Source organism: Microcoleus sp. LAD1_D3 (assembly GCF_036702135.1).
Lineage (GTDB): Bacteria > Cyanobacteriota > Cyanobacteriia > Cyanobacteriales > Microcoleaceae > Microcoleus.
The window spans coordinates 38,748-64,174 of sequence record NZ_JAUBSB010000012.1 but is presented as its reverse complement, the minus strand read 5'-3'; the positions used below and the strand labels follow the sequence as shown (position 1 = coordinate 64,174).

22 protein-coding genes are annotated in these 25,427 nt (G+C 47.1%); 10 read left to right on the top strand and 12 right to left on the bottom strand.

Translation table 11 applies throughout. The features are described 5' to 3' along the window. Positions 1–883, top strand: an 883-nt coding sequence (locus QUA74_RS09590) for a Calx-beta domain-containing protein (RefSeq protein ID WP_333327393.1), incomplete at its 5' end; no start/stop codon positions are given. A gap of 531 nt (positions 884–1,414) precedes the next feature. On the opposite strand, the gene QUA74_RS09585 is transcribed toward QUA74_RS09590, so the two are convergent. Both QUA74_RS09585 and QUA74_RS09580 read right to left on the bottom strand, forming a co-directional pair. Further along, positions 1,415–1,603 carry a DUF4129 domain-containing protein gene (locus QUA74_RS09585; RefSeq protein WP_333327390.1) on the bottom strand — a complete coding sequence of 63 codons (189 nt, stop codon included), beginning with the start codon at positions 1,601–1,603 and terminating at the stop codon, positions 1,415–1,417. A gap of 6 nt (positions 1,604–1,609) precedes the next feature. Next, complete coding sequence (locus QUA74_RS09580) at positions 1,610–1,906, bottom strand: hypothetical protein (RefSeq protein WP_333327387.1); 297 nt, start codon at positions 1,904–1,906, stop codon at positions 1,610–1,612. A gap of 349 nt (positions 1,907–2,255) precedes the next feature. On the opposite strand from QUA74_RS09580, the gene QUA74_RS09575 reads away from it, so the two are divergent. The 4 genes from QUA74_RS09575 to QUA74_RS09560 all read left to right on the top strand — a co-directional run bounded on the left by QUA74_RS09575 (position 2,256) and on the right by QUA74_RS09560 (position 7,234). Beyond that, positions 2,256–3,983 (top strand): diflavin flavoprotein, encoded by a 1,728-nt coding sequence (locus QUA74_RS09575; RefSeq protein WP_333327384.1) that lies wholly within the window; start codon positions 2,256–2,258, stop codon positions 3,981–3,983. A gap of 321 nt (positions 3,984–4,304) precedes the next feature. After that, entirely contained in the window at positions 4,305–4,934 is a 630-nt protein-coding gene (locus QUA74_RS09570; RefSeq protein ID WP_333327382.1) for a hypothetical protein, read from the top strand. After that, positions 4,927–6,672, top strand: coding sequence for a diflavin flavoprotein (locus QUA74_RS09565; protein ID WP_333327379.1), 1,746 nt, complete (start codon positions 4,927–4,929; stop codon positions 6,670–6,672). Before QUA74_RS09570 ends, QUA74_RS09565 begins: the two co-directional genes overlap by 8 nt. Positions 6,673–7,024: 352 nt before the next feature. Further along, the gene (locus QUA74_RS09560; protein WP_333327377.1) at positions 7,025–7,234 is read left to right on the top strand and encodes a type II toxin-antitoxin system HicB family antitoxin; all 210 of its coding nucleotides are present in this window, start codon (positions 7,025–7,027) and stop codon (positions 7,232–7,234) included. 110 nt (positions 7,235–7,344) lie between these two features. Here the strand turns inward: QUA74_RS09560 and pgsA are convergent, their stop codons facing one another. The 9 genes from pgsA to QUA74_RS09515 form a co-directional block, all read right to left on the bottom strand. Next, positions 7,345–7,863 (bottom strand): CDP-diacylglycerol--glycerol-3-phosphate 3-phosphatidyltransferase, encoded by a 519-nt coding sequence (pgsA, locus tag QUA74_RS09555; protein ID WP_333327374.1) that lies wholly within the window; start codon positions 7,861–7,863, stop codon positions 7,345–7,347. Between the two features lie 484 nt (positions 7,864–8,347). Then, positions 8,348–9,649: a calcium-binding protein gene (locus tag QUA74_RS09550; RefSeq protein ID WP_333327544.1), complete on the bottom strand. Its 1,302-nt coding sequence runs from the start codon at positions 9,647–9,649 to the stop codon at positions 8,348–8,350. A gap of 454 nt (positions 9,650–10,103) precedes the next feature. Beyond that, entirely contained in the window at positions 10,104–11,816 is a 1,713-nt protein-coding gene (locus QUA74_RS09545; protein ID WP_333327371.1) for a pentapeptide repeat-containing protein, read from the bottom strand. Between the two features lie 702 nt (positions 11,817–12,518). Then, a complete protein-coding gene (locus tag QUA74_RS09540; RefSeq protein ID WP_333327368.1) occupies positions 12,519–12,656 on the bottom strand; it encodes a hypothetical protein in 138 nt (45 codons plus the stop codon). A 289-nt stretch (positions 12,657–12,945) separates the two neighbouring features. Further along, a complete protein-coding gene (locus QUA74_RS09535; RefSeq protein WP_333327365.1) occupies positions 12,946–13,791 on the bottom strand; it encodes an ADP-ribosylglycohydrolase family protein in 846 nt (281 codons plus the stop codon). A gap of 82 nt (positions 13,792–13,873) precedes the next feature. Then, entirely contained in the window at positions 13,874–14,584 is a 711-nt protein-coding gene (locus tag QUA74_RS09530) for a sugar transferase (protein WP_333327362.1), read from the bottom strand. Positions 14,585–14,858: 274 nt separating this feature from the next. Then, positions 14,859–16,766 (bottom strand): hypothetical protein, encoded by a 1,908-nt coding sequence (locus QUA74_RS09525; protein ID WP_333327359.1) that lies wholly within the window; start codon positions 16,764–16,766, stop codon positions 14,859–14,861. A gap of 143 nt (positions 16,767–16,909) precedes the next feature. Continuing rightward, on the bottom strand, positions 16,910–19,222 hold the full coding sequence (locus tag QUA74_RS09520; RefSeq protein ID WP_333327356.1) for a hypothetical protein: 2,313 nt from the start codon (positions 19,220–19,222) through the stop codon (positions 16,910–16,912). Between the two features lie 181 nt (positions 19,223–19,403). Then, complete coding sequence (locus QUA74_RS09515; protein ID WP_333327353.1) at positions 19,404–19,616, bottom strand: hypothetical protein; 213 nt, start codon at positions 19,614–19,616, stop codon at positions 19,404–19,406. A gap of 681 nt (positions 19,617–20,297) precedes the next feature. Between QUA74_RS09515 and QUA74_RS09510 the strand changes: the two genes are divergently transcribed. The 5 genes from QUA74_RS09510 to QUA74_RS09490 all read left to right on the top strand — a co-directional run bounded on the left by QUA74_RS09510 (position 20,298) and on the right by QUA74_RS09490 (position 24,560). Beyond that, positions 20,298–21,008 (top strand): Crp/Fnr family transcriptional regulator, encoded by a 711-nt coding sequence (locus QUA74_RS09510; RefSeq protein WP_333327351.1) that lies wholly within the window; start codon positions 20,298–20,300, stop codon positions 21,006–21,008. Positions 21,009–21,097: 89 nt separating this feature from the next. Beyond that, positions 21,098–21,595 (top strand): universal stress protein, encoded by a 498-nt coding sequence (locus tag QUA74_RS09505; protein ID WP_333327348.1) that lies wholly within the window; start codon positions 21,098–21,100, stop codon positions 21,593–21,595. 255 nt (positions 21,596–21,850) lie between these two features. Then, positions 21,851–22,606, top strand: a complete 756-nt coding sequence (locus QUA74_RS09500; protein ID WP_333327345.1) for a DUF2232 domain-containing protein — start codon at positions 21,851–21,853, stop codon at positions 22,604–22,606. Between the two features lie 215 nt (positions 22,607–22,821). After that, a complete protein-coding gene (gene cobT, locus QUA74_RS09495; RefSeq protein ID WP_333327342.1) occupies positions 22,822–23,952 on the top strand; it encodes a nicotinate mononucleotide-dependent phosphoribosyltransferase CobT in 1,131 nt (376 codons plus the stop codon). 455 nt (positions 23,953–24,407) lie between these two features. After that, a complete protein-coding gene (locus QUA74_RS09490) occupies positions 24,408–24,560 on the top strand; it encodes a hypothetical protein (protein ID WP_333327338.1) in 153 nt (50 codons plus the stop codon). Positions 24,561–24,666: 106 nt separating this feature from the next. On the opposite strand, the gene QUA74_RS09485 is transcribed toward QUA74_RS09490, so the two are convergent. Further along, entirely contained in the window at positions 24,667–25,224 is a 558-nt protein-coding gene (locus tag QUA74_RS09485; RefSeq protein WP_333327336.1) for a hypothetical protein, read from the bottom strand. Positions 25,225–25,427 lie beyond the last annotated feature (203 nt).

Here is a 25,427-nt window from a genome sequence, read left to right as displayed (position 1 = left end):
TGCTGCGGGGGTAACTACCGCTAGTTTCACCGTGACGGCTTTGAGTGATTTGATTTTGGAATCGCCGGAAACGGTGAGTTTGGTGCTCTTCGGTGGCAATGTCGGCAGTAGTCCGTCAATTTTGACGATTAATGATGTTGTGGCGCCAACTGGGACGACGCCAACTGGGACGACGACCACTCCGGCGCCGACGGCGACAACTCCGGCGTCAACGGCTGTTCCAAACTATTTCTTCAGTGCGGCTAATTACAGCGTCAACGAGGGCAGCACTGCGCCGATTACCATCAATCGCAGTGGCAACGTTACGGCAGCGAGTGCGATTTTGTTCCGCACGGGTGACGGTAGTGCTCAGGCTACGGCGGCGGATTACGCCAGTGTGACTCAAGGGATCTTTTTTGCAGCCGGACAAACTAGCGTACAAGTTCCGGTTCGAGCTTTATTTGACAGTCTCACTGAGCCTACTGAAACGGTGAATTTGTTCTTGAGTGGTGGCAGTTTGGCTAGTCCGTCACTGGCAGTTTTGAGCATTATTGATCCTACTTTTGTGGCTCCGACTGTCTTCTTTTACGGTTCGTCTCCTGATCCTATTATTGATGGTGGTACAGGAGTTGTGATGATTAATCGGACTGGCAATACTTCGGTTTCGGCTTCGGTCGACTATTTGATTGCTGGTGGTCCTGGTGTACCTCTAAACACCATAGACTACACCATTGATCCATTGGGGAATTTTACTGGAGGCACGGTTAACTTTAATCCCGGTCAAACTAGCGTTAGTCTGACGATTAACAATCCTCTTGGTTTCACTGGTGGGTCGGTGGGTTTAGGCTTTGGCCCAGGTGCGAATGTCGGCACTCAGGGAAGCAATACAATTACTCTGCTTTAAGGCTGTTAGTAGGGCGAGGAATCCTTGCTCTACTAATAGGTCCCGCAAGTAGTTAAATGCTTTTTATCAGTGTGGCTCCTCACTACAGCTTTTTTCAAGAAAGTGAGGTACGCGGGTAAAATCTTCGCTGTGTGACAGTCGCTGGCACCGACAACTAATGGGATTCACCTACAGGGCTGATTGTGGGCGGCCTTGACCAGAATCCCATTGCTGGTGCTAGTTTCGTCGCCTTCAACCCATTGGTTAATTCAGTCTTATAGCACCCTTTTAAGGTCGTACTCTTAGATGCTACGCCCGTTATTCGAGTACGACCTTGAACCCTTGTATATTGAAAAAAGTAGATGGCAATTGGCTATTGGGCGGGGGTTTTTGAGATTGTCGGTTTTTGGCAATTATTATAGGTAAAACCCGCCCCTAAAATTATCGATTGGATATTATTGTTTTTTGCGCTTACCTACTTAATCCTTAATTTGTTGATAAGCTTGCTGACACTGTTCAAAGGTTGAGGCGGAAGCTTCCCTATTCCCAAAATCATAGTTGCTGATGTATTTTTATCAAAGTTTCGTAAGGCGCTGGCTGGGGTAATTGCTCGATTAATTGCAAATATTCGCCATCAGTGCGGCTGGGTTGGTAAACCACGGTTCCCGCATCATTTAACCGCTGCAACAAGGCCATGTAAAAACAGCGGTAAGCTTGGCGGTATTTCCCTTGTTGCTGCAAATTTTGCTATCGCAACAACCACTCTGCTACGGACAAATCTTTAATTGTTTTTTTCGTGCTTCCATCAGTTGTTTGATTCCTCTTTTTTAAATTATGAATATAAAAACGTAATAGTTGCCAAATCTGCCAACTCGCCCCGACTGCGAGCAATGCTAAGATTAACCAAATGGTGGCTTTAGCGATCGCCCCCAAGATGGGGGAATCAAACCAAGAGGGCAATTTGACATTCGGTATATTTTGGGCAGTTTTTACTTCCCACCATTCCTGCAATCGCTGTTGCGACTGTCCTAATTGCCAACCCAAATTAGTTTTATCAAAGGAACTTTCAGACGTAGCTTTACATCACTTAATCGATGTTGCCCTGTGGATTTGGGATTTTTTTATTCGATCATCTTACTGCACATTTTGTATAACTTTTAAGTTGCTACTAACTAATTGACTGCTGGATAGGAATTTCCCTGCAAAACTCAGTACCTCGATCGCCACACCGATCGAACTCGGTTGCCATAGCACACATATTTGCTTTTTGTCAAGAGATAGAGATCGGTTTTGGGATGCTTAACTGAGTGATAGGAAATTTGATAAAGATTTACAAAAGAAACGTGTCAGAATGGAAACAATAAGGTAATGGGTAAAAGACAAGGAGGCACTGATGGTAGCGCTGACTGAACGAGTCCAACGCAGATTGACGGTGGAAAAGGTCGAAATTGCCCCTGACACAACGGCAATTCGATGCCTGGACTGGGATAGAGACCGCTTTGACATCGAATTCGGACTCAAAAACGGTACAACTTACAACTCATTCATCATTCGCGGTGAAAAAACAGCCCTCGTCGATACCTCGCACGAGAAGTTTCGCCAGCAATACATGGACACTCTGACGGGCGAAATTGACCCGAAAGAGATTGACTATCTAATTATCAGCCACACCGAACCAGACCACAGCGGTTTAGTCAAAGACGTGTTGGCGCTGGCACCCCAAGCGATTGTCGTGGGGGCGAAAGTAGCAATTCAATTTTTAGAAAACCTTGTACACCAACCATTTGAGCGATTGGTAGTAAAAAACGGGGACAAACTAGATTTAGGAAACGGCCACATTATCGAATTCGTATCGGCGCCGAACTTGCACTGGCCTGATACTATTTTCAGCTACGACAGCAAAACTCAAGTGCTGTTCACCTGCGACGCTTTCGGGATGCACTACTGTTCCGACAGCACCTTCGATGACGATTTAGCAGCAGTTGAGGAAGATTACCACTTTTATTATGAGTGTTTGATGGCTCCCAATGCTCGATCGGTACTCAGTGCGATGAAGCGGATGGCAGAATTGGGAGAAATCGGTACAGTTGCGACCGGTCACGGCCCGCTGTTGCGGCACAACGTAGTCGAACTTACCGGACGCTACAAAAAGTGGAGCCAAGCGCAAGCTAAGGCAGAAACCACTGTAGCGGTATTTTACACTTCCGACTACGGATTTAGCGATCGACTCAGCCAAGCGATCGCCCACGGTATCACCAAAACCGGTGTCGCCGTGGAAATGATGGATTTGAGAATCGCCGACTTGCAAGAAGTTGCGGAACTTGTCGGTAATGCTGCCGGCATCGTAATTTGTTCGCCACCGAGTGGCGGTACTGCTGCTGTGAATGCCGAAGCCGCCATCAACACAATTTTAGTTGCAGCTAACAACAAACAATCTTTCGGTTTGTGCGAATCCGGCGGTGGCGATGACGTATCTATTTACCCGCTGAGAAACAAGTTCAAAGAGTTGGGTTTAAAAGAAGCCTTTCCCAACATTTTAATTAAAGAATCACCGACTGAAGCGAGTTATCAACTTTGCGACGAAGCTGGCACCGACTTGGGACAGTGGCTGACGCGGGACAAGGCTGTCAAACAGATGAAATCCCTCGACAGCGACCTCGATAAAGCTTTGGGACGAATCAGCGGCGGACTGTACATCATTACCGCTCAAAAAGGCGAGGTTAGCGGTGCGATGTTGGCTTCCTGGGTAACGCAAGCCAGCTTTAAACCGCTGGGTTTAACAATAGCAGTTGCGAAGGATCGGGCGATCGAATCCATGATGCACGCGGGAGATAAATTTGTTCTCAACGTGCTGGAAGAAGGCAATTATCAAACCTTGATGAGGCACTTTTTAAAGCGTTTTGCTCCTGGTGCCGATCGCTTTGCCGGAGTGAAAACTCAACCTGCTACCAACGGTTCTCCGATTCTGACAGATTCCTTGGCTTACATGGAATGCGAAGTAGTGAGCCGCATGGAACTTTCGGATCATCATATCGTATATGCGATCGTCGATAGCGGCCGCGTATCCAATCCCGATGCACTGCCGGCCGTTCACCACCGCAAAGTCGGAAATCACTATTAGGAAGTCAGTTGACGGTTGACAGTTGACTGTTGTCAGGTGCAAAGGGGAAATTCAACGATATATTATTGATCGACTGTCTGATTTAACACACCCCCAACGTATTAGTAAGGTGCGTCAGCCGATGTTTTATTCGACTTCATCATCGACTATCTACTGACGCACCCTACAATTACAGTCCAAGACGCAATAGGCTACGCAAAAACTCTCAACTTTGGGTGCTTGTGGCGCACCTTACCGGGTTCTCGGTGTTGGGTGCGCCACAAGCAGCAAACCGGGCAAACCGTTGTCATTTAGACTCCATTTTAATTAGGGGAATTGCCAATGCCGGCCAATCTTTTAGAAGACCGAGATTACACAATTATTATTGCCAGAAGCGATGCCAGCAGAGACCCTCACCATCCTTGGTACGAGGATTGGGTAGAAGCACAGGCATCTCTGATTGACTTAGCAAAAAAATGTCAGGAATTTGACAGCGACGGCATCACCCTTTACGAAGCTTCTACTCCTATGTGGAAGTATAAAAATTCAAATGTTGCTCGGTTAGCTGAAATTTTGCAGCGACAAAATACGGAACCGGATTCAGCAAAGCCGACTGCCACTCATTTGGAAGAAGCTCTGAAAGCAACTTTTAATGATTATTTCGCAAGCAAACCAAATCCCAAAGGGAAGAACGGAGCAATAATTGTTGCAGTCCTAGATCAAAAACCAGAAAATACCGCTGCTGTCGCTGAAATTATTGTAAGTGCAGCAAATAAAATAGATCAAGACGAAGAAATTGGAGTGAGCTTTATCCAAATTGGGGATGATTTGAAAACCAGGGAATTTCTGACTGACCTGGATACCAATTTACAGGGTCGAGGCGCAAGGTTTGACATTGTAGATACCAAGTTTTGGCACGAAATCAAAAGAAGTTCTGTAGTTCAGTTTCTCATAGGTGCAATAAATGACTAATACTTTGACTCCTAGACTCGCATCGGATGCCAAACCTCGCGACGTGCAGTTTATCCCGATCGCACTCGATACTTTTATTGTGCGATCGCGCACTTGGGACAGACTCAAATTTGAAGTCGAGTATTCGCTGCAAAAAGGTACGACAGCCAATAGCTATATTATTCAAGCTGACAAAACTGCTTTGTTCGACCCGCCGGGGGAATCTTTTACTGAAAATTACCTGGAATTTTTGCAACAACGGGTGGACTTGACCAAGCTGGATTACATAATTTTGGGGCATTTCAATGCTAACAGGTCAGTAACAATTAAAGCTCTGTTAGAATTAGCTCCTGAAGTAGCTTTGGTTTGCACGAATCCCGCCGCAATTAGTTTGCGGGCCGCTTTTCCTGACCAAGAATTAAACATTATGATTGTTCGGGGAGAAGAAACTCTCAACTTAGGAAAAGGTCACGCCTTAAAATTCATCGCGACTCCAACTCCCCGTTGGCCCGATCAACTTTGCACCTACGATCCGCACACTCGAATCGTGTTCACTGACAAACTATTTGGAGCTCACGTTTGTGGCGACCAAGTATTCGATGAAGGGTGGAGCGTTTACAGCGAAGACCGACGTTATTATTACGATTCCCTGCACGCATCTCAGGCAAAACAAGTGCTGACCGCAATGGATAAATTCGCCGATTTACCAGCAGCATTTTATGCTCCCGGTCACGGCCCGATCGTCCGTTACGGCCTTAATGAACTGAGCAATTTGTATCGGGAATGGAGCCAGCAACAAAATTCAAAAGACTTGACAGTTGCTTTGATTTATGCTTCGGCTTACGGAAATACGGCTACTTTAGCGCAGGCGATCGCCAAAGGAATTACTAAAGCCGGTGTTGCTGTAGAAAGTATCAACTGCGAATTTGCCGAACCAGGAGAAATTAAAGAGGCGATCGAAAAATGCGCGGGATTTATCATCGGAACTCCCACGCTAGCAGGACACGCTCCGACGCAGATTCAAACTGCTTTGGGAATTGTTTTATCTACCGCAACTAAAAGCAAATTAGCGGGGGTTTTCGGTTCTTTTGGCTGGAGTGGAGAGGCGATCGACTTAGTGGAAAACAAGCTGAAAGATGCCGGCTATCGAATTGGATTTGAGCCGATTCGAGCCAAATTTAAGCCGACGGCGGTGACAATTCACGAGTGCAAAGAAGCGGGAACAGATTTTGCTCAAGCTTTGATTCGATCACAAAAATTGCGGGCACCGAAACCGCAGTTGGCGGCAGGGAGCGATCGCACTGAACAAGCAGTAGGGAGACTCGTTGGTTCGCTGTGCGTAGTCTCGGCGAAGCGGGAGGATGTCACCAGTGCGATGCTGGCTTCCTGGGTGTCGCAAGCAACGTTTAATCCGCCCGGTGTGACGATTGCGGTGGCGAAAGATCGATCGATCGAAGCTTTGATGTATGCCGGAGATAAGTTTGTGCTCAATATCTTAGCCGAAGGGCGACAGTTGCGGAAGTATTTCATGAAAAACTTTGCTCCGGGAGAAGACAGATTTGCGGGAGTCGAAACAATCGAAGCTAGCAACGGCTGTCCGGTTTTGACTGATGCTTTAGCTTATCTGGAATGCCAAGTGATAAGTCGGATGGAATGCGGCGATCACTGGGTAGTTTATGCGGCGATTGAAAACGGTCATTTGCTGAAAAATGACGGCGTGACAGCGGTACACTACCGGAAATCTGGGAGTCATTATTAAGGAATTTGTCATTCGTCAGAATTTTTGATTCGGGCTTCTGATTTCTGACGAATGACTTTCGATCGCCCACTCAGAAATATGTCATCATAAAATAACTGACAACTTGGACAGAGCGTGAGTTAACCAGACAAACTGCTAGCTAAAATCTTACTTGGTAATTGCGACGCCAATATACCCTTTGCTCAACTTTGCCAACTTTTACGCAGACTCGGCTTTGAGGAACGGATTCGCGGCAGTCACCACATATTTGCTAAAGAGGGTGTTGAAGAAATCCTAAATCTTCAACCCAAAGCCTATCAAGTCCGGCAAATTCGTGAGGTAATTCTCAAACACCAACTAGGAGGTGAAAACGATGCTTCGCTATGAAATTATTTTCTACTGGAGTCAAGAAGACAAAGCATTTATTGCCGAAGTGCCGGAATTACCCGGATGCGCTGCAGATGGCGAAACTTATCAAGAAGCACTACAAAATATAGAGATTGTTATGCAGGAGTGGATTGAGACGGCTCAGGAATTGGGGCGTTCTATTCCTCAACCGAAATCTCGCTTGATTTCGGCTTAGTTTAACGGGAATTTCAGGCGATCGTTTTGATATTTATCAAAGTTCGATCGCCTCTTTTTTATCCAGATAGAAATGCAAACTTGCATTCAAACAATTAAGTTTCTCCCCCCTTATTTTTCCTTTATTTCCTTTTCAGGCCACAGATAAATAGCGCCCGAAATCAAAGTTAAAGCCACCGAAACCCAAAAAGCAATTAATGCCGGAACGTTCCACGCTTCAGACAGAGGAGCAATTAAAAGTGCGATCGCCACAATCTGACTCACCGTCTTCAACTTCCCCCAAATATTAGCTCCCGAAATCGTAGTTTTATTAACACGCCACCCCGCAATTGTCAACTCCCGACCAAAAATCAAAAACACTCCCCAAGCCGGGACTCGACCCAACTCAATCAACACTAAAAGCGGCGCGAGCACCAACAATTTATCCACCAAAGGGTCGAGAAACTTACCCAAATCGGTAATTTGATTCAACTTCCTAGCCAAATAGCCGTCCAGCCAATCAGTAGCCGCAGCTACCACAAAAATCGCGGTGCAAATCCAGCGGCTTTGCGCGCTTGGGTCGTACAAACCGTAGAGCAGAAAAGGTACTCCCAGCAAGCGAGAAAAAGTAATCAAATTAGGCAAATTCATAAATCAAAAATTAAGGGCTACTTTACCAAGGGTTTCCTTAATTTAACATTTACACGACTTATAATCAGGTGGATTTACTTAATTAAAAAACATTCTGATTATACTTGTCACAAGATTGGATAATTTATCGGATCAATTTGTTGTGTCGCCTCGCGCGTTCGAATTCGATTTTTACTCCCGATTGGCGATCGTAACTGGCTAGAAAAATTCTGAAACAGAGTTCACTAGCTCAGGGTAATCTTTGGCGATCGCGGCTACCTCATGGCGAAACAGGGCAGGGAAATTGGCATGAAGAAAAAGGATCTGCGGATTCCTGGTCAAAGACTAAACTCCTGCTGCCTTTAAAGAGACAGCAGGAGATAAAAACTGTCAAGGGACAGAATATAGATTTGTGCGGTGGGGGCCAGAAAACCTGAACTTATTTACCGCGTATAAAGGCAGTTTGCCCTTGGTTTGGACTTAAAATTTGTTTAAGTCCCGTTAATTAAAAGGGTGATTCCTCAACGAAATGCGAGGCGTTAAATTGACGCACTCCTTGAACCACCGCTAGCGTTTCCGCTTGAGAAATCGGAATTCCGGCTTCAGGCGTGACGTAGATCCGGGTACTCGGAGTAGCAACCCCGTTAACTGTCAGCGAGATGTTCTGGAACGATAGCTGCTCAAAGGTAATCCCCTCCAGTAAGAAGTAGTCAGTCCCTTTCACGAAGTCAACGATGTAGTCACCAGCAGGAGGAGTAACAACTGGCTCACCGGGCTCGATTGGTTCGGGCTCAAAATCGGTGAACAGCAACTGGAAGTAGTCGGTGTCAGCCCCGCCGGTTAGCGTGTCGCGGGCGGTTTGAGTTTCCGCATCTTCGCCGCCAAAAAGCAGGTCAATCCCGGCACCACCGATGATGCGATCGACTCCTGCACCAGCATCCAGGAAGTCATCGCCAGCGCCACCATTGAGGACATCATTGCCAGCCAGTGTTTCAGCAACTCCGTCGTCGCCATAGATAGTGTCATTGCCACCCAGACCATTGAGGTTGTCATTGCCCTCTCCGCCATCAATGAAGTCGCCTTCAGCGCCACCCGTGATGGTTTCTAAGCCAGTGCCACCGAGCAGGGTGCTAGAGCCAGCGCCACCATTGAGGAGGTCATTGCCGTCGCCACCATCGAGGAAGTCAATGCCATCGCCACCATTGAGGAGGTCATCTCCGGCATAGCCAAACAGCGTATCATTGCCTACGCCACCATCGAGGGTATCGTTGCCACCGCCCGCTAAGCTGTCACCTTCTCCGTAGAGGGTGTCGTTGCCGCTGCCGCCAACTAGGGAATCTGCTCCCCCAAAAATTTCGCCTTTTTCATCATCGCCGTAGATCACGTCATCGGTAAAGCCGCCAATAACGGTGTCATTACCAGCACCGCCAAGCCCCGTATCCTCAAAACCCACATAGACTCGGTCATTGCCAGCACCACCATCGATGTAATCTTTGCCATCGTTGGCATCGTTGGCGTTCGAGCCTCCGTACAGGATGTCATTGCCACCCTCGCCATACAAGGAGTCTTCGCCTGAATCTCCAAAGAGTTGATCGGCTCCGCTTCCACCATACAGGTTGTCCTTCTCCAGCCCACCGTAGATGCTGTCGTTACCATCCTCACCATATAGATCGTCTTCGCCGTTTTCTCCGTAGATGCGATCGACTCCAGCACCACCATATATAGTGTCTTTGTCCTCTCCACCGTAGATGCTATCGTTACCGCCTAAGCCAGACAGCAGATCTTCCTTGCCAAAGCCGCGAATCATATCGGCGTTATTGGTTCCGGTCAGGGTATCGGATTCTGGAGTTCCATTTCTGACAGCCATAAATTTCTCCTAGTGTTATGTAAATTTCTCGTGGTTATCGAAAATTTGGGCCTTAAACCCCATCCTTCGCTTGACGGCTTGATGCTAGAATGTAAACAAGTCGCCACAGGCAGGGCATTGGGAGACTTTAAACAAACGTGGATAGAAGGTAAGACTACCTCGGTACCACATCTCAAGGTCGCGTCAAAGAATCACTGCTCATGAAGAGACGGTGAGGTATATCAAGTGAACTTGGCACATAGCCCCAAAGTTTTTAATGCACCCTAGAATTCGGTGCTTCGTTACCGCTGGCAATCCTCACAACTCCCCCTTCCAACCTTGAAAAAGGGGGGGAGCGAGGCCTCGATAGAAAAAATAAACCCTGAGCACCCATTACACAGACTCCGAATTGAGGTTACGAGAACTGGAAGGTGGGCCTGTTGGTCGAGTTGGTATTGGTGCTGATATGAGCTGCCGTAAATGAAGTGTTAGCTAGGGTGATCAACAGCGCGCCTGTGCCAAAACCGGCATCGCCAGCAATGCCATTGCCCGATCGTAATAGAGTGTTCGCGCCAGATTGCACCACATCGATCGCTGCAATGCCACTGAAGGATAGGATGTCTCCGCTGGCTCCGAGGGTGAAACCATTCACGCGATCGGAACCATGACCGCTGCGGTAGTGAATGGTATCTCTGCCACCCCCACCCGTGAGGGTGTCATTTCCCGCAGCACCAAACAACGCATCCTGACCCGGGCCACCGGTCAGGATATCAGCACCGTTACCGCCATCCAGGTAATCATCCCCATCACCGCCGTTGAGGGCGTCATTGCCGTCGAGCCCGAAGAGATTATCGTCGCCTCCGGTTCCAGTCGCGGTATCGCTGCCGCCAGTCCCGATCGTCAGACCCACAACATCGACTGCATTGACCCCGGTCATGTTCGCCCCGACCATAACGGCACCGGTGAAATTGGCTTTGCCCAGGTTGGCATTGGTGAAGTTGGCATTGGTGAAGTTGGTACCGATAAAACTCCCCACTTCCAGGTTTGCACCTGACAGATCGGCGTTTCTAAAGTTGGTCAGGTCATTCCCAGCCGCTTCCTTGAGGTTAGCGCCTGTCAGGTTTGCCCCTGTAAAGTTGGCTCCCGCCAGATTGCTCTTCTCAATAAAAGCGTTGTCTAACTGGACTCCACCCGTCAGGTTAGCGCCAAGGAGAATTGCTCCACTCAGGTTGGCATTGCTGAGATCGGCACCAACCATGATTGCATTGCTCAAATCAGCACCGTCCAGGGATATGCCTTCTGCAATCACCTGAGTCAGGTTCGCGTTGTTCAACTCAGAATCTGCGAAACTAGCACCGCCCATTTGAGTGCGCGTACCATTTGCATGGGCGCTGAAGTCAGCACCAGCCAGATTGACATCTTCGGCACTAAAGCCAGTCATATTGGCTCCGCGAAAGCGAGAAGTTGTCCGTGTCAATCCAGCGGGTGGCTCGGTATCCGTCAGATTAACCTCACTCAGGTTGGCCAGGTCAAAGATGGTGTTGCTGAGGATAATGTCTGTGAAATTAGTTGATGCGTCGAATTGAGCGCCAGTAAAGTTCGCATTGATCAACAAGGTTCCATCCAGCTCAGCACCCTGGAATTTGGCATTGGTCAAATTGGCGCCCGTAAAGTCAGCCGCTTTCAGCTTAGTTTTATAGAAATCAGCACCCGTAAAGTTTGCTCCTCTTAGGTTCGGTCGCTCCGACTGTTCGCCGCTGAGATTGGCCTCATGGAGAATGGCATTGGTCAGGTTGGCGTTGGACAGGTTGATGAATTTTGTGCTGATCAGCGACAGATTTACTCCAGTTAGGTTGGCGCGACTGAAATTGACGTTTTCTAAGGTCGCTTTAGAAAAATTCGCGGCTCCAAAGCTGGCATTGGCAGCAAAAATGGCATTCGTTGCATCTACATTCAGCAGAAATGCCTCTTCAAAGTTGGTACCTCTGAGTTGAGTGGAGGTACCTTGAGCGTTGCGCCTGAACAAGACGTTTTCCAGTCGGGCTTTGAAGAATGTGGAACCATTCAGGTTTTGCCCACTAAAGTTATTGCCGACCAAGTTTTGATTGCTAAAGTTTTGCGCTACCATGTGTAGTTACCAAAAAGTGAAAACTTATGATTTTGAATAGTGTGAAGCAATTAATCTTAACTTCAGACTAAAGACTCAAATATTTTTAATAGCTGAATCTGGCTAAATCTTATGAGACTCCCAAATTTCGCACAACCGGCAAAGACTCTTCTTTACACAATCTTTAAAAAAAAGCACACTTTTATAAAGATTGGGTAATTTATTCTCAAAAAGCATAATTTTTTATAAGAAAATCCAGTATTTTTACAGAAAAAAGCACAAACTAATTCTGACTATTGGCTGTTATGGCCTTCGTCAGGGCAACGCTCTTGACTCCTGAATTCTGCTGTAAGTGCTGCGGGTTCTGGGTATGCTGTTTTTTATTCAAAACTTACGCAACTGGCACAATTGGTAAGGTTGCCCGAAACCTGAAACCCTTGATAATCGCCCAATAACAACGAGGTCTGACGCACCCTACAAATTGACTTAAGTGTGACAGTTGCGTAAGTCCTACGATCTTTCTCTAAGGGCGATGATAAGTTTATATACTTACCGATAACTATCGGTGCGAACCTCCCAAGTAATTGTGAGTGGCTCTAACAATTTTTGGCATTGCTGCTAGAGGATAGAGAGCCAAACTCCCCAACCTGCAGGCAACTAGACTATTTTTTTTTCTGACAATTTTGTAATTGGAGATACAGAATTTAATAGAGAATTGTGGATTTAAAAAATCTCTCGATCGACCTGCAATTCCTGGTCTTGAACCACGATCGCATTCGGCAGCAACCAGCGGTGCAGACCAAGCACCCATAACCCCCGCACAAATCGGCTGATTAATCCCCATTGGCGACATTCCTGCACGGCTGACCCAAGTATTCAATTCGTGGTTAAACTACTGCACAAAAGGCATTCCCAGCCAGCGATAAAAAGTAATCAAATTAGGCCAATTCATAATAGATAAGACTAAGGCAAACTGGAAAATTAAACAAAGGTATGTAGTTGCGCTTTAGCGCTCTTTCCTAAGCTAAGAGCGCTAAAGCGCAACTACATACATAAAAATTAACCCTATTTGTGAGAGTTGGCCTTAATCCTAATAGAAAGAAGCTCGGCAACGCGCAGTGTAACGGATGTAACAGATATCAGGAAGAAGTCAGAAGTCGATCGCGCAATTCATTAACTGTCGATCCAGTTTTATGATATAATCTCTGCCGTAAGATAGATTTTCTAATCCTTGTACCAGATTTTCTGGCAGGTCTTGGGCAATTTCACTGCTACAGGAACCAGCAGCTAAAGCAATAGTTGCTACTGTATCGACATCTCCCGAAAAGGCAATGCAAGCTTGGAGCAGTTTGCTCATACTATCATGGAGCATCACCGCAGTAATAGCTGCTCTAACACAGACCAAACCTTTAACGCTGACTTCTCCTTGCCAAGGTATCGACCACTCACCAGCTACGTGCTTTTCTAGAAAATTTCCCAAGTTCTTCTTTAAACCTAGCTGATAAATAAAGTAATGGGACATCAAAGCGGCCGCTATAGCTGCTTTAATACCATCAGGAGTGTTGTGAGTAATTGCAGCTTGAATGGTAGCATTTTCGATTACTTTTTCAATACTAGGAAAAATGCTAATGGGGCCTGCTCGCATCGCCGATCCGCTTTTATCGCTAGAGGAGTGAATTTTTTCTAAGAATTCTTTTCCGTCTTGAACTTGTAGCAAAAAATTGTAAAATTTGCCAGCATAACCAAATCGTCGATCACGCTGAAAAGCTGCAACAAATTTGCTGGCTAAAAGTTCCGGTGTCCAAGGTTCTCGGCTGACGATAGCTTCTGCGACGGCTAAACTCATCTGCGTATCGTCGGTGTAACATCCAGGCTGGATCTCGTGACGGGGATGCTTGATGTAACCGTTGAGATTGTTGTACATTTCGATCGTCTGCTGGTCAACAAATTCAAAACCCGCACCGTAAGCGTCACCAATTGCTAATTCTATTAACATATATTTAATCCGTTTCCTACTATTTCATCCGCTTTTTTTCCTAAAATTTAAAATCCCAAAACACCCCAAAATAGCAAATCTATTAACACGCACCGTTTTTGCTGAAGACCACCCAAATTGTTTTCCAAATCAAAGTGATGTCGTAGACAACAGACCACTTACCCTGATAGTCGAGATCCATACGGACAATCTCGTCAAAGTCTTTAACTCCAGACCGTCCGTTGACTTGCCACTCCCCAGTCAGACCGGGTTTGACATTTAAACGCTGCCAGTGGAACTCGTCATAGGCAGCAACCTCATCGGGAGTTGGCGGTCGAGTTCCCACTAAACTCATGTCGCCAACTAACACATTCCAGAATTGAGGCAACTCGTCCAAACTCGTACTCCGCAAGAAGCGGCCGACGCGGGTAATTCGCGGGTCATTTTCATTCTTAAAAATGTGACCCTTGGCTTGGTTGCTAACTAAATGTTTGAGATTTTCTGCACCGACAACCATCGATCGAAATTTCCACATTCTGAAATGCTGACCTTTCACCCCACAGCGGACTTGACTGTACAGCAGCGGGCCAGGATTGTCCAACAGCATCGCCATTGCCACCGGCACCGCTACCGCAGCAGTAATTGCCAGTCCCAGCAGCGAGCCCAAAATATCGATCGCCCGCTTTACCTTGCTCGTTACGGATCGGTGGTGCTGTTGTTTTGATACACAGATTTTGTAAGTAAATTCTTGAAAGAATAAGGACAGCATTTCTGATAATGATGATTTCGACGAGGCATCCATCGGAAATTTCATATGATTTGTCTCAACTTCAACGATCTCTTACGTCCATCTTATTAGCCATCCCAAATCTGGAGAACATGAAATACTCAGCTTTGCACAATCTTTAAAAAGCAATCACACTTTTATAAAGTTTCTATGTATTTTTTATAAAAACCTATAAACTTTAAGTAAATTCACGTAAATTTACAGAAAAAAGTTAGTCCTGGACGCAAAACAACCTGGTTTCGACTAGGACTCTTCCCGGAAGACAGGGAGGATTCTACTGAGAAACCGGGTTTTTTGCCGTTTAGCGATAAATATCTGTGCGAACATCCCAAGCAAGTGTTAGCGGATCTAACAATTTTTGCTGGCTGCTAGAAGCGAGTTTACCTAAATATTCGCGAACAACAGAGGCGTGTTCGAGATTCAAACGATAGCCCCGTGAGACATCTTCAAAGAAAAGTGGCTCGGCCAAAATTGCTTCCCAATCGGGATTTTGTCTCGACTCCTCGGCCAACAGCATGAAATCTTCCTCCGCAGGCACAACTCCCGCCGGCAAATTTCCTTCCAAAATCCGCAGAATCCGGGGTTCGCAGGTGCGGGTATTCACGCCCTGGCGTTCCAACAACTGCAAAATTTTCTGAAAGCTCAGAGTTTCGTCACCCAAAACCTGCATTAATTCCCACAGCAGAAAAAAGTCGCTGTACTGCTGCTGCGACACATCCAAAATTTGAGGGTAGAGAGCCAAACTCGCCAACCCGCAGGCAACGCGACCAATTTTTTGGGAAAAATTGGTACTTTGAGATACAGAATTTAATGTAGAATTGTGAATCTCAAAAATATCTCGATCGACCTGCAATTCCTGGTCTTGAACGACGATCGCATTCGGCAGCTTCTGCCGCAACCAGCGGGCGATCGCAGACCAAGCACCCATACCCCCTGCACAAATCGCCTGATTAATCCCCACCGGCGACATTCCGGCGCGGCTGAGCAAAGCATTCAATTCGCGGTTCAACTGCTGCACAAAAGGCACTAAAACTAGACTTTCAAAATCTTTGCGCTTTACATCCCAATGGTGATCGTCAATATCCAAAACAAAACTTTTTTGATGTTGCAAAATAACTTTTATTTGCCTTGCCGCCTCTAACAATTGCAGGCCAAAAGCAGAACCTTGTAACTGCTGCTGCAATTGATACCGGCTCGGCAAATCTGGATGCCCCGGACGTGGCAAATCGATCGACATTCCCCAAGTTTCATTTTTAGCCAACAACTGACAGATAATATCCTGATCGAAAGCATCGCCAGCAAAAGCAAAACTGTGGCAAGTAAAATCAGCACGAGTTAAATCTTGAAGATTGGACGGTAACTCAACTAAAGCTAATTCCACCGTCGCCGCCCCCGCATTCAAAATCAAAGTTCCCCCGCTAAAAGATGAAGCATTCACACTCAGCGGTGCAGCTTCTTCAGCGTCCTTAGCAGAATCCACGGCTGACGACGGCACTTCTTTAGCATTTTTTACAGGAGTTACAGCAGCAAGCAAAGTGGCGATCGCATCTTCCACCACAAAAATTTGCGAACTCGAAGCCACCAGAGACGCGCCCAAAACAGCCTCCCGCAGATTAAACCTATAAACATCCGACCAACCCGCCGGAGTCCCCAAAATTACACCCCGCAAGTCTAAAAGCGCCGCATCAAGAGTTTCTGGCGTCAGTCCCGAAGCCCTACAGATTAAATTAGAAACTGGCAATCCTGCAAAATTCGCCCTCGACATTGCAGAATCCAAAGTTTCCCCTGATTCGGCAAATTTTTGCCCCTGCTTCCTCGGATTCAAAGTAGCCAGCAGCGCCCGCACACCTTGCAGCGGCAAGGCGATCGAAAAAGCCTGCAAGGGCGACCACTGCAAAAGCGGTTCGTACATCCCCTCCGCTTCCCGCTGATAAGGAATGCCCACCTTTAAAGGCAATTTAAAATTTTCCAGTAAAAATTCTTCTGCAGGCAAAGCCTGGGGTCGGAATCCCACCGACTTGACTGTCACCTCTGATCCTCGGCTTCCTGGGGCTGTGTTCGCCAGCACCGCAGCCGAGGGAATCCGAAAGCTGCCGTCTGCTGCCCAAGCCTCAGCCTGCGATGCTTCCCAGTAAATCGGGTGCAACTGGCCACTGGTGCGATCGAGCAAAGCCGCCGACAGCCCGCTGGAGGCGAAATCAATGCCCAAATACCAGCTAGAATTCGGGCGTTCTCGGGATTGGGCGATCGCACCTGCAACAAAAGGAGGCGCCGACTCTTGCTGCTGTGTCCCGGCTAACTCGCTAAAATCGGTTTTCCCCTCAACAAATCCTGCTTTACTCTCTGTCGAAATTACGTTTTTTTTTTACTTTCTGGAGGACTCGATCGCAGTTCGTTGATTTGGGTAGTTTCTAGAGGGGGAGAATCAGCCAAAGGTCGATCAGTCTCGGTTAAAGTAGCCAAAATTTCGTCTAGCGTCAAATTCGAGTCATCTTCCTCAGCAAACAAGTCATCCTCAAGTTCGTTTTCCAAAACAAAGGGTTCATCCTCAGGTGAGAGTTCCAACACATCGGAGAACAAATCCTCCAGCGTGCCAAGTTCTTCCTCTGCAACCTCGACAAAGGGATTTTTTGCACCGCCCTCCTCGGAGGAACTCGCCGATAAATCCAAGCTGTTAGTGGCTGAGAAATTCGATCGCCCGAAGCTAGTATTTCCCAATCCCTCCAGATTGTAGAGGTCTGTCTCCAACAGTTCCAGAGTATTGTTGTCCAAATTTAGAGCTCGATCGAGGTCATCTTCTAATGCCTCGACCGGCAGCAAATCCTCGTCCGCCGAAGCTTGGATGTAGCCATCATCGAGCCGCTGCGAGGATGAGTCGAACTCACCAGTTTGAACATCGCCGACACTCGGCACATGGGGCGTGCCACTGGGGCGGTTTGGGCTAATTTCGGCAGGCGTTTTCAACGGCACAGGTGCTGATTGAGGCACTGTAGCGCCGAACTGCTCGCCTCGGTTTTGAGCCGTTTCTATATTTTCTCGATCATCCGCGTCAAGTTGCACCTCGGCGGTTGAGGCTGGTGGTTCTGAAACTTGAGGTACTGTTGCTACTTGCGGTTCAAATAAATCGGCACTATCTAAAGTTAGAGATTCTCCAGCATTACCGATTACAAACTCTGAATCTTCATCTACTAAAATATCTTCCCCAGGTTCCCCTTCATCCAGCAGATTTAAAAACAAATCTTCTGTCATTTTTACGGAGTCGGCAGTTTCATTGTCCGACGCCGCTTTTTGATATTGTACAGCCTCACTTGCGGTTTCAAATTCAGTATTTTGAGGCGGAAGAGTTTCGAGTTCTAATTCTACTTCGGCGACCGCTTCTCCCGCGAATAAACTTGCATACAAATCCTCAACATCTTCGTCTCTTCCTGCTAACCTATTTTCCGATTCAGCGCCAGGAAATGAAGTGGGCGTTCGAGATTTTTCGGGTGTATAACCGAACAAATTATCTTCCAACTCGGGGAGCAAAATAGGGGTGTGAATGCGGTCGCGATCGCGCCTCAACTGTCCGAATTGTGGAGAAATTTCTGTACCGGCGTAGGGCAATCTGTCTTGTTCTCCGAATTCGCCGGTGGGATTGGACTGCACCAAGTCTCCACCCTGAGTATCGGGGGCTGACTGGTCGATAGCAGTATTTGAGAGGGCGGGAGCGACAGGAGATCGATCTGCTGCAGTTGCGGTGACTGTTTCGAGATTTGCTAAATCGATCGGCTGTTGAACGTAGGAAGACGCTTCTCGCCCCAACTGTGCGGCCAAGTGGTTGACGAAAGCCGCAAACATCGCCTCGCTCTGCTGGCTCAAACCGTACATATTTTCGAGTTCTTGTCCCAAGGAAGCTTGATAGCTTTGCAGATTTGCTTGCAAAGCCTCGAACACGATACCCATCCTAGAATCGAGACTCATCAGCAGACTGTCAGCACGAGATTGGAACAGTTGCATTTGCTCCAACCTCTGAGCCGGCGTCAGCAGCGGGTGTTCTTCTGAGGTTTGTGGGTTAAGTGTTACCTCAAGAGCCGATTGTTCTGATTGTGCAGTGCCCAAAGAGTTAGGTGCTGCGCTGCTTTGCAATAACTGATTTTCTAGGGAACTTAGAATTTGGGAGAAATCGCTAGTCAAGGTTTCTTCCAAGCGGGCAGTCAGTACCTGCAAGAATTCAGAAATGATTTGCTGTTGGTTTGCTTGTTGCTGAGCTAGGGATTGTTGCTGCTGCCGTTTTGCTTCTAGCTGTTTGATTTCTTGAATTAGAGTTTGCTGCTGTTGCCGCAGAGCTTCTATGTCTTCTTGGAGCGGCCCCGTCAAGCTTGAACGTAGGTGGCTGATTTCTCCGGTTACGGCAAGCATGATTTGCTCTGCTGCTGAGGGGCGAGGGGGTGGCAGAGGCACTTTGGGCACTGGAACTGGTTGCGGGCTGACATTGGGGCGGGCGGGCGCCTTCCGGGCCGCTAGCTTTGAGTCTGACGAAACCAGATAAGCGCGAACTCGCTCTAACAGTTGGCGCTGGTGGACAGTATCGATCGAACCCGTCCAAGGCAAGCGGGGCGCGGGCTTGCTGAGTACCTCGTCAATCTCAGCAATCAGTGCTTGAATTTTGTACTTCTGAGAATTCAAGGGCGGAACCTCTGGGAATGCGGCTTGGGAGAAACTTTACCGAAAAAAGATTGAAGTCAGGCGGCAGCGATGCCAATAGATAGAATAATCTGAATGCGAGTCCGTCAATAATTTACTAATATTTTCTGACAACTGTTAATTAACCTTTTGTCTTCGGCTCGCTTCTATTGCCTATGATAGGTTAGTCGGTACTTCCGCACCAAATGCTCGCTTCTATCAACTGCAAGTGCTGTCCAATTCTGCGTCTGCTTTCCTGTTTCCTGGGCGGGATGTCGATTCCTGTTCGGGATAGGTGCGATCGCACGAAATGAATGCCTTCACCCGCTTGAACGGCGAGCCGCACACCCGTAACCCCAACTTTGGCTACCGTGGTGACGCGCCACGGTCTCTTCATCTTTCACCGACTTGGAAAAAACCTCAAACAATTTGCGATTTGGGATGCCGAGATTCGGGATTGTCCCCGTTGACTCGGTTTGAGTAACCTTTTATCATAGCCTTTTATTGGTATTTATGGCTAGATACTAATGGTACAATAATCTCGGGGTAGCAGAAAAGTTTGCTGGGAAGGCGTCGGTTTTGCTCGCTAAGAGCACCTTTAGGCTCGGAATATGTCGATTTTGCTGATCATGCTGACCTTTGACAGCTTCGAGGCAGTTGCAGTCGGATTTTGTCGCTGTATGCCGTGCTTTCCGGCTTGTGCTTGTGCATTGTGCCGATCGACTGCAGGGCCGAGTGACAACAAATCTCTCAGCAGTGTTAAGCTTGTCTTCGCGAAGTGCTTTCAAAGGTAATTCGATCGGCTCAGTCGTTTGCCACATTGCTAAAATTTTGTTAATAAAATTTGCTCAGTGGTATATATCTAAAAAATTATGGTATATTCTTTAGTTTCTAGCTCGCAATGAGCTTGAGGCTATTAATTCCCATATTGAGCCTGTGACCGCAAAACTTTAGAGGTAAAATTGCCGATTTTAGATACTTGTTTCTCAAATCTTGAATCTCAAATCGAATGACTCGGCTGCAAGCTATTTCTAACTGCCCAGCGCAGATCAAGCGCATAAATTAAAATGATGGCCTCATGGAAGACCGCTTTAACACCCGAGATCCGAATTCTAATATAAATCAATTGATAGTTTCTACTCCTTTTTTTGCAGGATTACCCGATCCTGTAATCGAGAGAGCAACTGTCCACATCGTTACCCGCAGTCATCCGTCAAATCAAGTGATTTTACTCGAAAATGACTGGGGAACATCAGTGTATTTTATATTAGATGGTTGGGTGAAAATTCGCACCTACAACCTAGACGGAAAAGAAGTAACACTGAATATTTTAGGGAAAGGAGAACTGTTCGGGGAAATGGCCGCGATCGAAGAAGCACCGCGATCGACAGATGTCATCACCCTAGCGCCCACACTGATCGGCAATATGCCATCTCAGGATTTTGTGCAGCTCATTCATACCGAGCCGCTAGCAGGCATTCGGCTAGCTCAACTGATGGCCCGTCGCCTGCGACAAGTCAACCGCCGCCTGCGTTTGCGAGAGTCTGACAGTACCTCGCGAGTAGCAGATATTCTATTATTTTTGGCAGAGGGGCAAGGGAAAATCATGTCATCAGGAGGTACAGAAATTCCCAACCTGCCACACAGAGAATTGAGCAGCCTCAGCGGGCTGGCTCGCGAAACAGTAACGCGAGTGCTGAGCAAGCTGGAAAAAAAAGGAACTATTCAGCGCGAACGTGACGTTTTGTGCATTCCAGACCTGCACGCCTTGGAACGTCTGTTAGTCTAGAAGTATCAGAGATTGCTAAATTGAATCTAATTCAAAAGCACTCTCTGTTAACTAACTGATATTGATGATTTCCCCCCGGAGGTAAAGCGATGAGTTTTAAGAAAATTTTTGTTGCCTTAGATGATTCTGAACTGAGCCACCGCGTCTTCAGTCAAGCTCTAGATTTAGCTCTCAGGGATCACGCCCAGGTGATGCTATTTAACTGCGTTACTGTCAACACGCTGGGGGAGACGGCAGTGCCAATTCCGGTAGATTTGGGCATGAATGTCGAGTTAATGAATCAAGCTTATCAAGCTCAACGTTTGCGGCTGGAAACCGACGTAAAACAGGCTTCGGGTTTGCTGAAAAATTACTGCGACGCGGCAACCAAACAAGGATTGCAGGTAGAATTTGACTGCAAAATGGACGGTGCTCCTGGGCATAGTATCTGTGAATCCGCCCAAAATTGGGGCGCAGATTTAATAGTGTTGGGGAGGCGCGGCCGGACGGGGCTGGCAGAAGCTTTCCTCGGCAGCGTCAGCAATTATGTCGTTCACCACGCATCTTGTTCGGTTTTTGTAATTCAGGAAGGCAAAACACAAAAATGATGCTGCTGAAAATTTTTGCTGAGAAAATCTATCTAAAATAAGACTCGCGTTGCTACCCAAACCCGGTTTCTGCGAGCAAGATTAAATTTGGCCGAGGTATCCAAATAGTGAAACCGGGAATCAGCCGTATAGCGCGCCAGCCCTGTAAAATCTAAAATCTAAAATCTAAAATCTAAAATCGGAAAACCGGGAATCAGCCGTATAGCGCGCAAGTCCCGTAAAATCTAAAATCTAAAATCTAAAATCTAAAATCGGATGAGTGATTTTTTGTCAGCAGATGCTGCGTCTAATTCGGGCAGTTCACCCAGTACAAATAATGAGCCGGAAACCGCTGATATTTCAGCAAGGGCTGGCGATCGCACAAATCCCGACCCGGGGACGCGCGCCTCTGGGGAAGTGCCTTTAAGGCTCGTAGAAACGGCATTTTTAGCAAGTACCGCTAGCTTGATTTGGCTAGTAAATTATTACTTTCCGCTGGGGCCTTTGCTGCGGGTTTTTTTCCCGATACCCATCGCCCTGGTTTACTTGCGCTGGGGCAACCGAGCCGCTTGGATGGCAGCTTTGGTATCGGGTTTGCTGCTGTCGGTACTTATGGGTCCGACGCGGAGCATTTTATACGTGATGCCTTTTGGAATTATGGGAGTTGCGCTGGGAGGACTTTGGAGGCGCAAAGCGAGTTGGTCATTATCTATTAGTGTGGGCGCGCTAATTGGTACTGTCGGCTTCTTTTTTCGGTTTTGGCTGCTGTCAGCGTTGGTGGGTCAAGATCTATGGGTTTACGTAACGGCCCAGGTAACGGACATGGTGGAATGGGTATTTGTGAAGCTGGGTTGGCTTAATGTACCGAGTTTGAACACAATTGGGGCGATCGCCGCCGGGATGATTTTGGTTAACAATATTGTCTATTTATTTGTAGTGCATTTAGTAGCTTTGCTGCTATTAGATCGTTTAGGAAATCCAATTCCGCGGCCGCCAAGCTGGGTGCAAGTTTTGATCGATTATGAAGAGTAGTTATTGGGCATCGGGCATCGGGCATCGGGCATCGGGCATCGCTAATTGCTAATTGCTAATTGCTACTAAATAACTAATGACTAATAACTAATGACTAATAGACCCCTCCTGAAAAGCAAGTCTTGAACAGGCATCCTGCCTGTTCCACAATAATTATTGCAGAGGTCTAATGACTAATAACTGCTAACTAATGACTACTGACTAATGACTAATTTATGATTGGTATTTATACGCAAATTGAACAGGGTCAGCGGTGGCTCGATCGCTATCGGGGACGAAAACCGATATTTGCCTGCGTGTTAGGATTTACCGCTACAGGCTTAATTCCGGGGATTTCAGCCGCAGGAGCAACGCCGCACGATCGACAATTTACTTGTTTAGCCGATGCAGAATTTTTGTGTAACGGCCCCCAACCGTCGCCCCAATATCCTTTGCCGCCCCTAGAAGCGGGTGCCTCGCCGGTACTAATATCTCGCGCTGTAGTCGAAGCTTTAGAAATTCCCCTTTACCTATTTAATGCTGGTTTGCCCCTCCCACCTCCCGTACCTGCAATTGATTTGGGCGGCACTCCAGCAAAATGTCTGATTTCTGGGAATGCTTTAGAACTCGAAACAGTCAAACATTTGCTCGAACAAGGATTAATTTGGGGAGCTAAATTGGCTGCTCAAACTAATGGCAGCTATTTAATTTTAGGGGAGTGCGTAGTTGGGGGAACGACTACTGCTTTGGGCGTGTTAATGGGTTTGGGTATTGCAGCGGCGGGCAAAGTTAACAGTTCTCATCCTCGCTGCAATCACGCTCAAAAATTGGCTGCGGTGACAGCGGGACTCAATAATGCTGAGTGGGAAATTGGCGGACAAAACAGCACTCCCTTAGAATTGGTAGCTGCGGTGGGCGATCCGATGCAAATAGTGGTGGCGGCAATGGCGATCGCCGCGAGTCGGACTTGCGGGGTGCTTCTGGCCGGGGGCACGCAAATGTTGGCAGTGTATGCTTTGATGCAAGCCTTAGCCCGTGAATATGCTCTAGTATGGCGTCCCAAACAAGTTGCGGTGGGGACTACGCGCTGGGTGGCCGAAGACCCTACAGGAGACACTGTAGGACTCGCTAATGAGATCAGCGGTGTGCCTCTGTTGGCCGCGCAGCTAAGTTTTGCTGAATCTCGCTACGGGCAACTGCAAGCTTACGATCGTGGCTATGTTAAGGAAGGTGTCGGTGCGGGAGCCTGTGCGATCGCCAGTGGCCTGACTGCAAATTGGACTCCTCCTCAACTCCTTCAAGCTGTTGAAGCTTTAGCCTCGCGGTGTGAAAGTGAAATACCCAAACTAAACGGAGTACCGTTATAATTCGGGCTTCGTGTCTCGTTTGCCGTCGCTCTATTGGGGATATTCATTGCTGAATGTTCGTCATCAAAGACGATCGGAGTCTTACACAGCATCTCTGGGCTTTTACGCCCTTTATCCCCTCGTAGGGAACCCACGCAGAAGTCCTATTTCCTAAGACCAAAAACTATTTTCGTACAACAAACATGGGTTATTTTTTACAGCAGGGCATACCATGCTAACCAGCGGTCTGCCTTTTCTTCCTTTCTCTCGCAGTTTCCCGGTAAGCATATGACTGCTACTATGACCGTTTTGTTATTACAGCCGAGTGAGTGGGTCGCAACCATCTCTATATTAATTCTAATCAACTCTATATGCCAACTCTTTCTATATTTTTGTTTGGCTTATATCCCAACAGCGAACCGGGTACAGTTACGGTGTGGGACTTACGCCAATTGAGTTAAACATTAAAAATTCAGATGCGGCGATCGAGCTGCGAACCTGATTATGCTGCTCACCCAGCTTCGTTTTGGCTGAATAATTATATCACTTGCTGTAGCATTCCTGCTCTCAGATTTACAGAATTTCCTACACAATATCTGGCTTTGATGCAGCAGTATTTCCCCGGCTAATTGCGAGAGCTAAAAAACTCTATGCAATGAATCTATAAGTAGACGATCATAAATCAACGCAACTTGTATTTTTTTGTGATTAGTACCCGCTCCCCGGTAGCAATATTTAATTAGACCCGCCTACCTGTTGCGAGTGCATTCTTTTTGCGAGCAACTGTTCTTCCAAGGCGGCAATTCGATTGTAAGCTGCTGTTAGCTGAGCTGTTAAGCGCTGGATTTGAATCTCTGCGCTCAGCTCTTTTTCCAAGCTTTGAGAATTCTTGTCGAAGTAGCTATCATCTAACAGTATGTCTTTGTGTTCGAGGAGGCCGTCGAGACTGCTGTAGCTTTGATAGGGCGAGGTTTTGTCATTTCCTAGGGTTCCAGAGCGATCGTTTCTCTGTTGCTGGGTCAGCTTCGTCTCCTTGGCAGACTCCAAGAGCTTTTCATTGAGGTTTTCTATGAGTTTGTAGAGGGCCTCGACTTGTTGGCTCAATACTGTAACTTGCTGGCGGAGCGCTTCCATACAATCATCCTTTGGCTCGTAACTTATATCTTTACATTTTAGGTAAATCTTTACATAACTTGGATTTATCACTAAATTATTTAATTTTTGACGTAATTGTTGTGTTCCCAATCCTGACGGTAGACTGAGGGAGCCAGCTTGAAGATAATCGATCGCCATTGGTGAGTCGATTGTAGATTTTAGATTTTAGGTTTTACATAGTCTTGGACACAGGAACCGGGTTGGTTAACCCCCATACTTCGTTCAAACCTTCAATCAGAGTTAAAACGTCGGGTTTCTGAGAGGGGGATCGCAGAGCGTCCTATTAGATTGACTTCGCTCTCGCCCGTGCTTTCAGGATTCAGATGAATGGATTTTTAGTT